The 15501-nt window shown below is 58.9% G+C and carries 12 protein-coding genes; 3 read left to right on the plus strand and 9 right to left on the minus strand.

The features are described from left to right. From ACR0B8_RS19180 to ACR0B8_RS19205, 6 genes are all read right to left on the minus strand, one after another. On the minus strand, positions 1-971 hold a 971-nt coding region (locus ACR0B8_RS19180; RefSeq protein WP_480686159.1), incomplete at its 3' end, for a hypothetical protein. 18 nt (positions 972-989) lie between these two features. Further along, positions 990-1961, minus strand: coding sequence for an NAD-dependent epimerase/dehydratase family protein (locus ACR0B8_RS19185; RefSeq protein WP_226689866.1), 972 nt, complete (start codon positions 1959-1961; stop codon positions 990-992). Between the two features lie 94 nt (positions 1962-2055). Further along, complete coding sequence (locus ACR0B8_RS19190; protein WP_226689867.1) at positions 2056-2799, minus strand: polysaccharide deacetylase family protein; 744 nt, start codon at positions 2797-2799, stop codon at positions 2056-2058. 3 nt (positions 2800-2802) lie between these two features. Further along, entirely contained in the window at positions 2803-4242 is a 1440-nt protein-coding gene (locus ACR0B8_RS19195) for a protoporphyrinogen/coproporphyrinogen oxidase (RefSeq protein WP_226689868.1), read from the minus strand. Beyond that, entirely contained in the window at positions 4239-5201 is a 963-nt protein-coding gene (locus ACR0B8_RS19200) for a lysylphosphatidylglycerol synthase transmembrane domain-containing protein (RefSeq protein WP_226689869.1), read from the minus strand. The genes ACR0B8_RS19195 and ACR0B8_RS19200 overlap by 4 nt, the downstream gene beginning before the upstream one ends. A gap of 13 nt (positions 5202-5214) precedes the next feature. Then, positions 5215-6132, minus strand: coding sequence for a glycosyltransferase family 2 protein (locus tag ACR0B8_RS19205; protein WP_226689870.1), 918 nt, complete (start codon positions 6130-6132; stop codon positions 5215-5217). Between the two features lie 613 nt (positions 6133-6745). Here ACR0B8_RS19205 and ACR0B8_RS19210 point away from each other — a divergent pair. Then, complete coding sequence (locus ACR0B8_RS19210; RefSeq protein WP_226689871.1) at positions 6746-8179, plus strand: lipopolysaccharide biosynthesis protein; 1434 nt, start codon at positions 6746-6748, stop codon at positions 8177-8179. A gap of 2 nt (positions 8180-8181) precedes the next feature. Here the strand turns inward: ACR0B8_RS19210 and ACR0B8_RS19215 are convergent, their stop codons facing one another. Continuing rightward, a complete protein-coding gene (locus ACR0B8_RS19215) occupies positions 8182-9690 on the minus strand; it encodes a PepSY-associated TM helix domain-containing protein (protein ID WP_226689872.1) in 1509 nt (502 codons plus the stop codon). 251 nt (positions 9691-9941) lie between these two features. On the opposite strand from ACR0B8_RS19215, the gene ACR0B8_RS19220 reads away from it, so the two are divergent. Then, positions 9942-10925 carry a glycosyltransferase gene (locus ACR0B8_RS19220; RefSeq protein WP_226689873.1) on the plus strand — a complete coding sequence of 328 codons (984 nt, stop codon included), beginning with the start codon at positions 9942-9944 and terminating at the stop codon, positions 10923-10925. Next, positions 10922-12973, plus strand: a complete 2052-nt coding sequence (locus ACR0B8_RS19225) for a hypothetical protein (protein WP_226689874.1) — start codon at positions 10922-10924, stop codon at positions 12971-12973. Before ACR0B8_RS19220 ends, ACR0B8_RS19225 begins: the two co-directional genes overlap by 4 nt. Positions 12974-12982: 9 nt before the next feature. On the opposite strand, the gene ACR0B8_RS19230 is transcribed toward ACR0B8_RS19225, so the two are convergent. Then, a complete protein-coding gene (locus ACR0B8_RS19230) occupies positions 12983-15019 on the minus strand; it encodes a B12-binding domain-containing radical SAM protein (RefSeq protein ID WP_170359823.1) in 2037 nt (678 codons plus the stop codon). A gap of 112 nt (positions 15020-15131) precedes the next feature. Further along, entirely contained in the window at positions 15132-15497 is a 366-nt protein-coding gene (locus ACR0B8_RS19235) for a GtrA family protein (RefSeq protein ID WP_226689875.1), read from the minus strand. Between the last annotated feature and the right edge of the window lie 4 nt (positions 15498-15501).

The raw sequence follows: 15501 nt of genomic DNA on the forward strand, positions 1-15501 counted from the left end.
GGCAGGGTGTGATAGGGCCTTTGGTCCGGACGGCGCGGTGTGCGCCAGCGGTGCAGGCTGGGCAGAAAGAAATGCTGACTGTCCTGCAACTGCAAACGGGTGGTCGGGTCCGGCGACGAGGTCAGAAGCAGACGCGCCGTTTCCAGAACCCCTGCAGCAACAAAGACACGAGTTGCTTGCAGGGTTTCCCCATTGTCCAACGTTACCGCAACGTGGTCGGCATGTTCCTGGAACCGACGGGCCAGACCGGTGTGGTACTGAAACGCAGAGTGATGGCGCAAGTCATCGAACGTTTTTCTGGCTGAATAGATGTACCCCCAGGGGCATCCATGCAGGCATTGACCGCAATACCGGCAATCGGGCTCAACGGCCAAACGGGCCAGTCCGGCATGGGCGCCCAGCTCTGACAGGCCGCTTTTCTGATGCTCCAGCAGCTGCAACATCTGCTGCGCCTGTGGGGATGGGGTCAATGGCACCCGGTCCTGCATCGAAAGGGCAGGGAACAGAGCCTGCAATGCATCCTGCCGACCGCTTATCGGAAGGAACTGGGCGACGGCTTGGTAATGCGGTGACAGGTCCTCAATGCTGATCGGCCAGTCGGCGATATCTTCGGCGCGGTTGGGCAAAACCGCCGACCCCCAAAGGTTGGACAACCCGCCAGTGGCATGCGAGGCCCGCAAGCCGATTTGATCCGGCGACACCAGTGTCTTGGCGCCCGGCACCATGGCAAAATCCGACCCGAACCGGCGCACCTGCCCGGGCGGTGTGTCGAATTGCGGGGCCTGCCATTTTTTTTGGTCATCAACAGACCAGGTGTCGGGATCCGAAGCCGCAAGTTTGTCACGGCGGTCTTGCGCTGGGGCCTCCAGCCTGCCGCCCGGGTCCAGCATCAGAACCTGACGCCCCCGGTTCAGCAAAGCCATGGCCACAGACACGCCGGACGGCCCGGAGCCGATCACCAGATCAGTCACAGATGGGAACCTGACGGCTCATGCGGAAACCGGGGCCTGCATTTCAGTGATGATATCTTCGATAGTCTGCTGCAGCGTGCGCATCGGGCGGAATCCAGTGACGCGCTCCAGCTTTGACACATCGGGCAGCCGGCGCTGCATATCCTCGAACCCTTCGGGATATACCGCGTCATAGGGAACATAGCGGATTTCCGAGTTGGACCCGGTGAGTTCAATGACCTTTTCAGCCAAAGCGCGGATTGTGACTTCTTCGTTCGAGCCGATATTGAACACCTCGCCTTTTGCCTGTGGTGCGTTCATCAGCAACCCCAATGCCTTGACGACATCGGCCACGTGACCGAAGCAACGCGACTGCTCGCCACTGCCATGCACCATCAGGGGCGCACCCTCCAGCGCGGCTTTCACGAAATTCGGCAACACCATGCCATAGCGGCCCGTCTGTCGCGGCCCGGTGGTGTTAAAAAACCGCAGAACCGTGACCGGCAGACCGGATTCGCGCGCATGGGCCAGCGCCAGAAACTCATCCAGCGTTTTGGCACAGGCGTAGGACCAGCGCAGGTTGCGCGTGGCCCCAATGGTCAGATCGTCGTCTTCCTGAAATGGGAATTTTGTACTTTTCCCGTAAACCTCGGAAGTGGAGGCGACAAATGTATAGGTCTTGCTCGGCAAGGCCGCATCCAGAACATTCTCGGTGCCGGCGACATTGGTTAGGATCGAGCGGCTGGGTTCATCCATGATCAGTTTGACACCAACGGCGGCGGCCAGATGAAAAACAACATCGGCCGGGCGAACCAGATCGGTGACCATCTGGCGATCCAGAATTGAGCCTTCCGTGAATGTGAAATTTGGGTGGTCCGCAACAGAGGCCAGATTTGCCACCCGCCCAGTCGAGAGATCATCAAGGACCGTGACCGTGTGGCCATCCCGGATCAGTTGTTCCGTCAGATGAGAGCCTATAAACCCGGCGCCTCCGGTAACCAGAATATGCATTTGTTCGTACCTGTTACTTGTTCAAAACCAATATACCCGGATCGTACAACCCGCGCTGCGTATCCGGCTATAGCCGCAGACGGAAAAGATCTGTTCACCACGGTTGCCCGCGTATTGCCGCGCGCACCCCTCGCATTGTCTTGCGCGCCGTCAGATAGGCTTTGCCGCGCCCTTCCAAATGCGCTTTCCAACGGGCGATGTCGGTAAAGTAAAACATCTCGAGCCGGGGCAGATCGTGGATATCGTCCCCCGCCTTGGCCACGCCCAGCCTGGTGCCGACCGAAGTGTCGTAATGCTGAGCGATCTGTCTGAGTACGCTGCTATTCGACGCGCCGTAAGGCGGTGCGAAATGTCTGACAGGCTGGCCCAGCCGCGCGGCAATGTCCTGACCGGAGCCACTTACTTCCTCTTCCAGCATGAGCGTATCCAGCGTGGTGAGATCGGGGTGGTTGACACTATGCGCGCCAAAACAGACCCCTTCCCCTGCCAGGGCTTCGATCCTGTCCCAACCCATCAGGGGGCGGGGCGGGATGTTGCCTCCGACCCAGTGGTCCATCCCGCCCATCAGGCCCGAGGGCAGATAGACGATGGGGCAGAAGCCATGATCGCGCAGAATGGGCCAGGCGGTATCGGCGAAATCTTCGAACCCGTCATCGAAACTGATGATGACCACGCGGGGGTCGGGCGGGTTGGCCAGCGCATCGGGCGTGACCACCGGCAGGCCGGATGCCGCCAGCGCCTGCATCTGGGCCTTGAACACCTCGGGCGCGATTGAGGTCGGTCCAGACGCATCCGAGATCGAATGATACATCAGGATATCGGCCTGCCAGGCGGTCATGGGTCAGTCTTCCACCACATGAGTAGCAAAGACCTCGCGATATTTATTCCATTTCGCGCGGTCGACCTGACCTGTGCCGTTGATACAATCCGCCGCGCCATAGGCCATGGCAAAGGCGTGGTGGGTGTTGTCATGGGCGAACAATCCCTGACGTCCAAATACGAGCAATCCGTCCAGATTTGAGAGCCACTGATCAACCGTATCAAACCGCGCCTCATACCCCACGTCGTAAACCGGATAGGCGTGGCTCAGCCGTCGGGATTCACAGCGGCGCACCGGCACGGTGACCGGCAGGCCCAGCTGGTCCAACCATTTGGTGAACTCCTGCCCCAGTTCTTCGTCGGACATGGACCACCACTTTTCATCCGGGTCGCAGGGCAGTTCGGCGCACAGCACGGTCACGCCCTTCGGCGCGCCACTGGCGTTATAGTTCTTAGGCTCCGACATCCGGCTGATCGGGATCGACAATTCCGGAAAGTAATGCGCGTCGAACTCGGTGAACTGGTCTGTCTCGAGTACCAGATACAGCAGGATCATGCCCCTAAACCGGATGGCGCGGGCGGCATCGACCACTTCCGGCGGAGGGGCGTCGATCAGGCGCGTCAACCCGGTCAGAGGAATGGTCGACAGGATCAGATCGCCGGTCACATGCCGCTCGCTGTCGCCGTCGCGGATCGTCAACCCGGTGATACGGTCGCCGTCGCGGTCAATCCCAGTGATTTCGGTGTTGAACATGAAGGTGGCGCCATTTGTGCGCGCGCTTTCAAGCATTGCGTCGGAGATTTGTCCGAACCCTTTGCGCGGATAGAAAAACCGCCCGGCGGTTTCGCTGCGCAGCCCAGGCACCAGGCGCAGCATCTTCATCAGGATCTTGCCGACCGATCCGCTGCCGACCCGGCGCTCGGCCAGCTTGACGGCCAGCTTTTCCGGATCCAGCCCCCAGAGTTTGCGCACGTAGGGGAAATAGAAATTGTCCGAAATCGTTGGCCCCAACCCGTCATAAAGCACGGTCGAGAATGTCTCGGGGCCCGTGCTTTTCTTGCGAAAAGGTTTCAGCACCATGTCCCCGACCAGCGATGCGGCAAAGGGTTTGGGCAGACGCATCAGGGCATCGGTCAGTTTCAGCGGGAAGTGAATCCATTTGCCGCCCAGCCGGATACGCCCATGGCGCGGGCGCAGCAGCAGATCGTCACCCAACAGCGTTTTCACATCCTGCAGCACCTCAGGCTCTGCCGCAGGGTGAAACCGGTGCGAGCCATAATCGCAAATCACGCCTTCGACCGGGAACGAGGCCGAATTGCCGCCTGCAATGGGTGCGCGTTCGATCACGGTCACCTTTGCCTGCCCGGTCAGGGCGTATGCTGCGGCCAGACCAGCGGGTCCGGCACCGAGTATGATGATTTCAGGCTTATCCTCGCCTGTTGGCCGGGAAACATCCGTCACTTGCACTCTTCCTTTTGGGAATTCGCCGGAGCGCTAAACCGCATCCCGGACATTGTCAGAACCAGCGCGCCAAACCCGCCCGCTGTAAACAGAACAACCTGCCAGACCAGCCCGGCTGCCACGACGGCAGGCGCGCTGGCACCAAAGGGGGTCAGAAAGCCCGCCAGCGTGGCCTCGCGCAGGCCCAGCCCGTTCAACGACACCGGCAGAACTGCGATAATCTTGGCCAGAGGCCAGGCAAATATCCACGGTCCGGCTGCCACATCGACACCCGCCGCGATGGCCAGCCACCAGGCCAGCATGACCAACAACAACTGGATCAAAACCGACGCGATAAAGGCCGCCGCCAGCGTGCCGGGCTTGCGGCCCAACCTGGTCAGCGCATCGGCCAGACGACGCGCAAAGCCCTTACCAGGCAGAGACGGGACATAGCGCCAGGGCAGGGGCAGCAGGCGCGGCAATGCGACCATACCCGCCAGCGCCGCAAGCAAGACCAGCGCCACAGGCCAGATCATATGTCCGCCCTCGGCCCGTTCCCATGTCAGGACAAGCCCAAGGCAGGACAAGGTCAACAAGGCCACCATGTCGATCAGCCGATCCACGGTTGCGCCTGCGACGACCCGCGCCCCGTCTTTCATTGCCGCTTGTGCCATCCCGGCGCGCACCGTATCGCCCCCAATCGCGCCCGGCAGGCACAGATTGGCAGCCAGACCGGCAAAATGCGCCCGGACAGCCAGCAGGGGCGAAAGCCCGCGGCCCAGCAGCAGCCACCATTTCAGCGCTGCACCCACATGGGCCAACAGGAACAGGACCAGTACGCTCAGGAACACCCAGATCGGGATTGCCTTGAATGCCGCCACGATAGCCTCGGCCGGAAGGATCCAGAACAGGATCGCCAACACCAAAGCCGACCCGGCCAGCCGGATCAGCCAGCGCCGTTGAGTTGGATCGGAAAGCATGCCGCCGCTCATATCAGGGTCTGAGGTGCAGCCGCGAAATCATGTCGGCAATCAACCCCAACGACCAGATCATGATCGCCGCCAGGAATGAGAACACCGCCGTTTCGCTGAGGTTCCAGTAGAACATGTCGATAATGAACTTCACCGTACCCAACGTGAAAAACACCAGTCCCAACGGGATGAACACCCGCAGCGGGTTGAACAGAGTGCTGATGCGCAGGATCAGGATGATGAAGTTCAGAAAATCGATCGGTCGGATTTTTGATTTACCCACCCGCTTACCGTATTCGATCGGCGTATAGATCATCCGCTTGCCATTCGAGGTCATGCACAGTGTGATCGTGGTGGTGAACGAGAAATTCTGTGGCAGCAGTGGCAGGAACGGGATCAGCTCGGATTTGCGGAACACACGCAGCCCGGAATTGAGGTCGTTGATCTTGCGCTCGGCCAGGAATGAGGCAAAGGCGAACAGGAACTTCTTGGCCGGCCGCCGCAGCAGCGGCACGTTCTTCATTGCGGCGCCCCGATCGCCCACCACCATGTCCTGATCGCGGCACATGGCCAGCATGCCCGGCAGGTAACGCGCCGGATAGGTGCTGTCGGCATCAAGGATGGCCAAGTATTCGTATTGCGCCATCCGCACCCCGCGCTTGAGGCTGGCGCCGTATCCGGAATTGACGTCGTTGAAGGTGACGGTGGCACCGCTGGCCTCGGCTTCGGCGCGGGTGTTGTCCTGGCTGGCATCGTCGACCACGATGATCTCGTACGGAATACCCAGCGGTTCGAGATGGGCCCGCACATCTTCAACAGTGCCACGGACGGCGTTTTCTTCGTTATAGGCAGGGATGACCACGCTCAGGCTCATGCCAGAAGTGTCCGGCGTGCCGGTTGGGATGTTGTCCGGGGTGATCTGCTCGGCAACCTTGTTCATGAAAATGAAATCCCTTTGCGTACTTAATATGTATTCTGCCCCGTTTGGCATGCATGCTGTTCAGGGTGTGACGGGCTCAATTCCCATCGCTGCCTATAGTATTCAAACACAGACAAGCTGAATATAGACAATAATTTTGACCAAATTCGGTTTTTCTAACATCAAGTCCCGCGTGTCACTTGCCGCATTTTACGCCACCTTGTTGTAATCCTACCCTGTAATTCAAAAATGGCGGTCATGGCTTTGGTTTTCCCTGCCGGGCCGGGCGGATTAATCGTGGTTTTTCTGATAAACACGGATGCTTTTTAACCACGAGGTTACGAAAATATTGTTTCCAAAATAAGATCAATAATGACCTGACCGTCCGGTTGATCCTTAAGTGACTTGAAACTCTTGCTGTACAGCCCCGGTGCCCGTTGGCGAAATATTGAGACGTTGGCAGGATATGCCCAATGTCCACGACTATTGTCCGAGGGGTTTTGAGAATGGAAGCTGGTTGGTCGCAGCGCCAAAGAAGGATGGGTGGTCTCGACAGCATTGTTTCTGAACCGCTACGCTACACTTCAGAATGTCGGCGGTTTCGTGCGGCAGTAGGGCAGTGGGAAGGATTCTGATGTCGCGGGGGCGGCGTTTCACCAGCGGCGTTGCCTGGATGTCTGTTGGCGTCTGGGCCGAACAGGCATTCAATTTCATAATCATCGCCATTCTTGCGCGGTTGCTTGGGGCCGAGGCCTTTGGCCTGGTGGCAATGGCTGCCGCCTTTGTCCTGTTTTCCGAATTTCTGGTCCGCGAAACCATATCCGAGATTTTGCTGACCCATGACACGCTGACGCCCGAACGGCTGAATTCGGTCTTTTGGCTGCTGGCACTTCTGGGGGCTTGTCTGACCGTGCTGATCATTCTGGGTGCGGGGCCGGTATCGACCTTTTATGACGAAGCGATTGCCGGGCAATTGCTGATTGGATTGTCGCCAACGGTGCTGATGATCTCGCTCACGGCGGTGCCTGTGGCGCTGTTGCGGCGCGAGATGCGGTTTCGTGTTCTTGCCCTGCGCGCGGTGCTTGGGGCCATCGTTGGCGGGGCTGTCGGGATCGGAATGGCCCTTGCGGGCTACGGGGTCTGGAGCCTGGTTGGTCAGCGGGTGGCGATGACCGCCACCAATATCGTGATGGCCTGGGGGGCCGTATCGTGGCGGCCGAGTTTTCACGTCTCGGGGCATCAGATCCGGCAGGATCTGCATTTCAGCCACCGCATCATCGGGCTGCGCGCGGCCGAATTGGTGGCGGTGCAGTCCCCTGCGGTTCTGATCGGGGCGATGCTGGGTCCGGTCTCAGCCGGGTATTATGCGATTGCCTGGCGGGTTGTGGAAACGGCGTCGTTCCTGACCATCACGCCATTGCGCATGGTCTCGCAGCCCGCTTTTGCGGCGGTGACGCGCGGGGGCGGCAAGGCGTCCGAGATGCTTTTGGATGTCATGCGCCTGACGGGGTTCGTGACCTTTCCGGCCTTTGCCGGATTGGCGGTTCTGTCGGAGCCGGTGCTGGTTCTGCTGTTTGGACAGAAGTGGATTCCGGCCGCGCCGGTTCTGAGCCTGATGTCCGTTTTCGGAATGTATCTCTGCACCGAAAGGGTGCAGCAGACATTCTGCCTGGCGTCTGGTCAGCCAGGCAGGCTGGCCGTGCTGTCATGGATCGAGGTGGTGCTTGCGGCCATTGCGATCACGGTTACCGCCCCGTATGGCGTGTCGGTCGTCACAACAGCCTTTATCGCCGTCTTTCTGATCATGTGGCCGTTCAAATTCGCAAATCTGGCAAGGATCTCGGGGCAGCCTGCGCTTAGGCTGGCGTCGCTGCATGCCCTGCCCCTGATCTCGGCGGGGGTCATGGCGGCGGGTGTTGTGGGATGCCTGGCGCTTTTGGGTGATCAGACAAACATCCTGCGTCTGGGCGTGGGCATCGTGACAGGTGTGGTGATTTACACCTGCCTCGCCTTTGTGACGATGCGGGACAGGTTTGCTGTGCTCAGGGCTCTGGCCGCCCGGGTGTGATCTCACCAGATGGGGCTGCCCATTCGGAACGTGATTTTCTGTTCATCGCCGTCCTGTTTTTTCAGGTAAGCGATGACCTCGTTGCCCGCTTCCAGCGGATCAAATCCGAAACGGCCCAGAGCTTTATCTCCGTCCCGGGTCAGATCAACCGGTTGGGCTGCTGCGCCGTTGACCCCGACCAGGGCTGTGTCGACATCGGCTGCGCCGATCTGCAGTTCGATCTCAATCGGGGTATCGCGCCTTAGCGGTTCATGCAGGATCAGCTGTGCTACTGCGCCTTTGGCATCAACCGGGTTCACGCGCGACGGTATATAGGCGTCCGGATTCACACGCCAATATATGACGGAAAGCATGCCCAGCAGGAGCAGCGGATAGATCCAGCGCAGAACGCCCATCCCGCGCCAGATGCGCCTGAAAGAGCCCCCCGCCGAAGTCGCAGCAGGGGCCAGACGGGCCGCGTAAATCAGCGAGCCGGTAAAGGCCAGACCTGTGGCCACAAGCCCCAGCACAATCCAGAGCGCCATTGAAAACGCACCGCCCCAAAGCCCGTAATGAAGCAGTTCCATCAACAGTTCCAATGTGCCCAGCCCCTTTAGGTCGCCCGGTGTGTGGACGCCAAGAACCTCAAGCGTCAGCGGATCTACGGCGACGGTGCTGCCGCCGCGAAGATGGGAAAAATCCGGATGCGGACCGCCGAATTTCAAAGCACCGCGCTTGCCGCCGGGAATGATCAGGATGTTCGGCTCAAGGCCGGGCAGGGCGGCGCGCGCATGCGCTTCGGCCTGGTCGATAAGGGCCCCGTCAAACCCTTCGGGCAGGGCGGTTTCGCGCGGGGCAGGGGGTGGGAATTTCAGCTTTTCCCCTTCAATCCCCAAACCGCCCAGCAGGAAATAAAAACTGGTGATGGCAATCACAAGAATCAGCGGCAATGTCCACAAGGCCGTCAGCCGATGGGCCCCCCCGGCCCATGACCGGAGCCCGCCCGCGCTGCTGGGCCACCTGAAAAACCCTTTCCAGAACCGCCGGTATGTGATCAGCCCGCTGACCATCTGAAACAGCAGCAGGATCGACGTTGCGCTGAAAAGAATGAACACGATTCTGTTGTCAGTCAGAAACGTATCGTGAAGGCCCGCAAGAATGCTGGCAAACCCCGGGTCGCCTGTCTCATAGACGACGGCACCTGTGGTGGGGTCCGTCCAGTAGCTTACGCGTTCCCCCCATCCCGAGCGCCCGAACGTACGGTCCACAAACCACGGGGCAGGCCGCTTGAGGATCACAAACGCATCGCCTTCGGGGTGGGCGGTTTTGATGCCCTCGTAGATGTCGCCGAAACTTGCCGTGCGCTCTTCTTCAGCGATGGAAGTCCAGATCGCGGGTCTGCCTATGGATTCAAGCTCGAACCCGGCCACAAGCAATGTACCCGTCAGAAACATGAAAGTGAAAAAGACGGAAAGATATAAACCGATCCAGGTGTGAAGCCGGAATAACTGGTTACGAAATTTACGAGTCATGTGAACACAATCGACCAATGGATTCGGGTGATAGTAAAGCAATTAATTGGGTCGAAAAGAAGGACGCAAGAACGCAGGCGATATCCATGCCCCGGGGATTTAGACCGGGTCTGTGGCGGCAAGCACACTGCATTCTAAAACATTCCTGCCGATTGACTGTTGCGCGAATCTGCAATTGCACAGGATGGTATAAGCGTGACCGAGCCGGCGGTGTGTAACCGGCATTCGTAGATGTTAAGCAAAGAAATGATATGAAAACGATTTCTATTGTCTCGCCGTGTTTCAATGAAGAAGACAATGTCGCGGATTGCTACGAAACCGTTAAAGCAATTTTCGACAAGGATCTGCCCGGTTATAGGCGCGAGCATATTTTCATCGACAATGCGTCGACCGACCGGACAGTCGAAATCCTTCGCAACATTGCGAAAAACGATCCCGATGTGAAGGTGGTGGTGAATGCTCGGAATTTCGGCGTATTTCGGTCTGCCTTCAACGGGTTGCGTTATGCCGAAGGGGATGCGGTTATCGTCATTTTGCCGGTGGACCTGCAGGATCCCCCCGAAATGATCCCGGAATTCGTCGAGCTTTGGGAAAGCGGATATGACGTCGTCGCCGGCGCGCGCAGCACCAGGGAAGAAGGGTTCATGATGCGCAGGGCGCGCGGCATTTTTTACTCTATTGTCAATGGGTTGTCGGATGTATGGCTGGAACCGTCGGTAGGAGAATTTCAGCTGATCGACCGCAAGGTTCTGAAGGCTGTCCTGTCCCATAACGACCACTATCCGTATATCCGTGGCATCATCGCAAGCTGCGGGTTCCGCAGGATTATTGTGCCTTATGTCTGGCGGGCCCGGAAAAGAGGTTTATCGAAACACAGCCTGATGGCGCTGACCGATCAGGCGCTGAATGCCATTTTCTCATTCACGCGCGCACCGATGCGGTTCTGTACATTCAGCGGGTTGGCGATTGCCGCAAGCTGCATTCTGTTTTCCCTGTTTGCCGTGCTGATGTATTTTCTTGATCCGAACCAAGCCCCGCGCGGAACCACGACCATCATTGTGGCGCTGTTTTTCCTGTCGGGGATTCAGATGCTGTTCATCGGCATGTTGGGAGAATACATCACTTCGATCCACAATCAGGTCCGAGGCGGCCCGATTGTCACCGAACAGGAACGTATCAACATTGAAGGCCCTGCCCGGGATCCGGCGCTGATCAAAGACGAGCATTCGGCATGAGAGCATGTCTGGTTCCACTGCGGTGGTGCGGTGGTGCGTTGATACTTTGGGCATGCGGCGGGCCGGTCTGGGCCGCGGATGCTGTGGTTACAAACGCCACACTGGCCGAGATGCGTATCTGGTTTGCCGCGATGGCGGCGGCATCGGTGCTTTTGCTGGCTGTGTTCTGGCCTCGCGGGAAATTGCTGTTCGGTCTTTTGGGCGCGGTGGTGCTTTTGGGCAGCGCGGCCAGATTGTGGCTGACACAGCCGCTTTGGTTTCCAAGGCTCGAGATTTCGGCGGACCCGCCTGAAAACCTGATCATGCTGGCGGTACTGGCCGCGCAGGCGGGGCTGGCGCTTTTCGTCCTGATGCGGCCTGCCGGGCGGGCGGCAATACGTGGCCTGTTCGCGCAGGCCGGGGGAGTACGCCTGGCCCTGCTGGTGGTGCTGATCGCGGCTTTCAGCGTATCAGCCACGCCTTACATCAACTATGGCTACTATACCGCCTTCGGGATGCAGATCGGCGTCGGAGGTGTTCTGTCTCTTGTCCAGATCGCCACGCTGGTTGCGATTTTCACGGTTTCGGGCCCCGATCAAGCCCCGCGCCTTCCGGTGTCCGGCCTAGCCATCTTCGCCACTTTGGCCAGCGCGGCACTCGCCTGGACGGCCTTTGATCGTGTGCCGCATGTGGAAGATGAACTGTGTTATCTTTTCCAGGCCCGTATCTTTGCCAGCGGCGCCCTATGGAGCCCGGCACCACCCGAGGCCGCCCAGCCTGCGCTGGAGTATTTCCTGCTCGATATTCGGGATGACCGATGGCTCTCGGTCTTTGCGCCGGGCTGGTCTGCGATCCTGTCCATCGGTGTGCTCATAGGGGCACCCTGGCTGATCAACCCGCTGCTGACAGGGGCCTCGGTCTGGCTGACCCATGACATCCTGCGGCGCACTGTCAGTCAGGAGCGTGCCGATCTGGTGGCCCTGCTGATGGCGACCTCACCGTGGGTTCTGGCCGTGGGCGCGTCTTTGATGGCGCATTCGGCGACAGTCTTCATGATTCTTGTTGGCCTGTGGTGCCTTTTGCGGGCGGGGCCAGGATCGACGCTGCGCAGTGTTGCATTGACGTTTGTTGCCGGGCTGGCCCTGGGCTGGGTTTTTGTGATCCGGCCACTCGACGGGGTAATCGTAGGGGGCCTGGCGGGCCTGTGGCTGCTGCGCCGCCTTCCTGCCGGATTCGGGCAGGTCACGACCTATGCCGTGGGCGGGGTTCTGTCCGGGTCAGCCTTCCTGTTGTTCAATTACGCCTTCACCGGGCAGATTCTGCTGACGCCACAGGCGGATTACTTCGTCCGCATCTGGGGGGAAACCGGTAATGCCTTTGGGTTCGGCCCAACCGTCGGGCCGCCCGCGAAAGACTTTGGCGCGCTCGACACGTGGCCCGGTCACAGCCCGCTGGAAGGGCTGGTGAACATGCTGCACGGGTTTGCGGCGCTCAATATGGAGCTTCTGGGCTGGGTTTTCGGATCACTCATACCGATCTGGGTTGCCCTGCTCTGGCGCAATAGCCTGACTAAGTTCGACTGGGCGATGATTCTGGTTTTCGTCACCATCATCGGCGCACTGTTCTTTTATTGGTTTATCGGCGGGTTCTATATCGGCCCGCGATACTGGTACACAGCGGCGCTGCCGGCGCTGGTTCTGGCTGGGGCCGGGATTGAAGAGGTCCGCCGCCGCCTGCCCAAAAAATACCACGGTCGTCTGGGTGGCGTTGTCCTGTTGTTATGCGCGATCTCGGTCGTCAGCTTCACAACATGGCGCGGTGTTTCGAAATATCAGGACTATGGCAACTATTCCGGCGACGTAAGACGGATGGCGCAGGCCGAAGATATTGGGAACGCGCTGGTGTTTGTGTCCTCGCAACGCAATATCGGGTCCGCGCTTTACCTCAACGATCCATTCCTGCCGCCCGACAAGCCGATTTTCCTGCGCGATCTGGGGGTAGAGCAAAACGCAGCCGTGATCGAGGCCTTCCCGGGGCGCGAGGTTATCTATCTGGGAGGCCCCGACTAGGCGAAAGGATTATTCGGCGGCGTGCCGGGTATCACCATTCACGAAGTTGCGCCGGAAATCATTGGCAAACATCGTGCGTGTAAACCGCCCCAGCCCCGAGGCGTGTTCGCCAAAGGTTTCGATCCGGGACAACAGGGTGGTTTTCACTCTCGGATCGACCTGGGTCTGGAAATTGCGCGGTTCATCGAACTGGTAATCATGCAATGCGCCTTCATACCCCGAATTCCGCCAGGCCTCGACATCGAATGACGAACTCCAGACGGGTTCATGCTCCAGGGTCTCGGAGAACGGCACATGCAGCATCACGGCGCTGTAGTAATTGATGATCGTATCAAGCATTGTGTGCGCTTGGTGGTCATCCTTGTCCAAAAGGTCGCTGATGGCCTGCTTCAGGAAATCAAGCGCCTCGTCCAGCACGATGAACCTGCCAATCATTGAGTATTTGCTGAGCAGATTGCCCCCCAGTTCTCCGCTGATCAGGTCATCATAATTTTCCTGCGCCCAAGCGGCACAATCTTCTCGGGTTTCGAACAGTTCCTGCTGGTTCTCTTCCAGATACCCGGCCACCGCATCCCGGAAAGGCTCGGGGGCCTGAGCGAGAATCTCCTGCATATGTTTGACGATTAGGAAGGGCCGGATGCCGCGGGACCGCGCCAGCCGGAAGGCTTCTTCGAAATTGTCTTCGTAGTAGAAGATCGTCAGCAGCAGATGGAAAACGCGGGTATCCAGATAGTCCTGGAACGAGAAATTCTCGGACTGCACCACCATTTCTTCGGTCTCGACCACGGTTGGGCCGGTATATTTACCCAGGCAACGGGCGACGACCCGGTGCAGGGTCTTGAATCCGAATTTCTCGCGGCTGTCGGGATTGGCCAGCGGTGCGCCGTGCAGCAGCATCAACTGATGTGCAGCCACCCGGCTGACTCCGGTTTCGATCAGCTTGTCCACCGCATCCATGAAGGATTCCTTGGTTTCACCCGGCATGCACAGGATCAGTTCGCCGTAGGACTGCATGCCCTTTGAATGCAGTTCTTGCTGGACCTCGGTATAGGTATCCAGACTGATATTGTCGCGGTTGATGTTCTTCAGAACTTCCGGATTCAGAGACTGAACCGACGAGGTCATGGGCAACCGGCCCTTGGCCTTGCGCATCACCTTGATGATCCGGTCGCCCCGGTTCTTGCCGGTAGTTGTGCGGATGTATTTGGGCCAGTCGTACCGTTCCATCAGATGGCCCAGATAATCGGCCACCTCTTCATCCTGCACATACATGCCGAAATTGTCGTCGGCAAAACAGAGCGGGCTGGCGTGGTTGATGCGGGCCACGATGTAATCCAGATCAGCCTTGGTGCGTTCGAACGAATGGCGGAATACCTTCGAGTTCGATTTGACCGCCGAGTTGCAGAACGCACAGGTGAAGGGGCAGCCGCGCGCCAACTGCATCAGTGCAAAAAGCCCGGTGTCGAAGAACTTATCCATCAATCCGGCAAGATAGGGCGAGGGGATTTCGTCCAGATCACGGATGCGGGGCGGTTCGCCCCCCCGCAGGATCTCGCCGCTTTGGGGGTGGACGTAAAGCGCGCCATCGACCGCTTCTTCCCACATGCCCTCGCGGCGGGCACCGACATCGATGAATCGCTGCAGCGTGCTCAGAAAGGCGCGTTCGCCTTCGTAGGTGGGACCGCGCACATGCATGTCGATCTGCGGCATGGTCCGGATCCAGCTGTCCTGTTCGTCTTCGGTCAACGGAAAGTTGGGACCACCCATCAGGGTCAGGGTGTCTGGGCTGACCGCTTTGATATAATCGGCGAAAGACAGGGCCAGATGGTGGTTCCAGGAATAACTGGAAAAGCCGATCACATCCGGGGCGGCGGTGTCGATCGCGGTTCTGAGCTCTTGCGGGTCGCGAAATATCTCGACCTCAATCGGCGTTGGGCTTTTGGCATAAGCTTTGGGGAAAGTCGCAAGATTCCCGACACCCAGGGGATAGGTGTCCGATGTTGCAGTGACAAGGTTATGACCAAGATCGGCAAGATAAAGACGCATCGACGATTACCCTTCTGGTACTGATTAATAAATATGCTCCGATATGATGCCACGCCGGACAGACCGGCAGCGGATCGAAAGTGTTTCTATATGCGGTTTCAGGATCACTATATCAGACCTCTGCCTGCCACGGAAATCGCTCGGTGAGTGCCCTGGAAACAAGTATAAAGGCCAGAACGGCAGCCGGCAGGACCACCAGCCCCTGCGCGACGATTGGCTGTAGCCCGGCCATCAGCAACCCCTCCAGCGAGAGGGCGTTGAATATGTAGACCGCCCCGTAAGACAGCAGGTAAAGTGGCAGTTTTCCAAACCCCTTGGTGTCGAATACAAGCCGGGCGTGGGTCATGAAATTCCACATCATGCCGACAATGAAGGCCAGGATCAGGGCCACCTGCGGCGGCAGGCCCGCAAGATTCAGAACGCTGAAAAGCGCAAAGCCAAAGGCGGTATTCACCACGCCGACTAGGGCGAAAAGCATAAAG

This window comes from Ruegeria sp. BH6, assembly GCF_056538105.1.

Coding starts and splice junctions, on each gene's coding strand:
- ACR0B8_RS19185 (WP_226689866.1), bottom strand. CDS start 1,961: ATGCATATTCTGGTTACCGGAGGCGCCGGGTTTATAGGCTCTCATCTG.
- ACR0B8_RS19215 (WP_226689872.1), bottom strand. CDS start 9,690: ATGACTCGTAAATTTCGTAACCAGTTATTCCGGCTTCACACCTGGATC.
- ACR0B8_RS19220 (WP_226689873.1), top strand. CDS start 9,942: ATGAAAACGATTTCTATTGTCTCGCCGTGTTTCAATGAAGAAGACAAT.
- ACR0B8_RS19235 (WP_226689875.1), bottom strand. CDS start 15,497: ATGCTTTTCGCCCTAGTCGGCGTGGTGAATACCGCCTTTGGCTTTGCG.
- ACR0B8_RS19205 (WP_226689870.1), bottom strand. CDS start 6,132: ATGAACAAGGTTGCCGAGCAGATCACCCCGGACAACATCCCAACCGGC.
- ACR0B8_RS19210 (WP_226689871.1), top strand. CDS start 6,746: ATGTCGCGGGGGCGGCGTTTCACCAGCGGCGTTGCCTGGATGTCTGTT.
- ACR0B8_RS19200 (WP_226689869.1), bottom strand. CDS start 5,201: ATGCTTTCCGATCCAACTCAACGGCGCTGGCTGATCCGGCTGGCCGGG.
- ACR0B8_RS19190 (WP_226689867.1), bottom strand. CDS start 2,799: ATGACCGCCTGGCAGGCCGATATCCTGATGTATCATTCGATCTCGGAT.
- ACR0B8_RS19225 (WP_226689874.1), top strand. CDS start 10,922: ATGAGAGCATGTCTGGTTCCACTGCGGTGGTGCGGTGGTGCGTTGATA.
- ACR0B8_RS19230 (WP_170359823.1), bottom strand. CDS start 15,019: ATGCGTCTTTATCTTGCCGATCTTGGTCATAACCTTGTCACTGCAACA.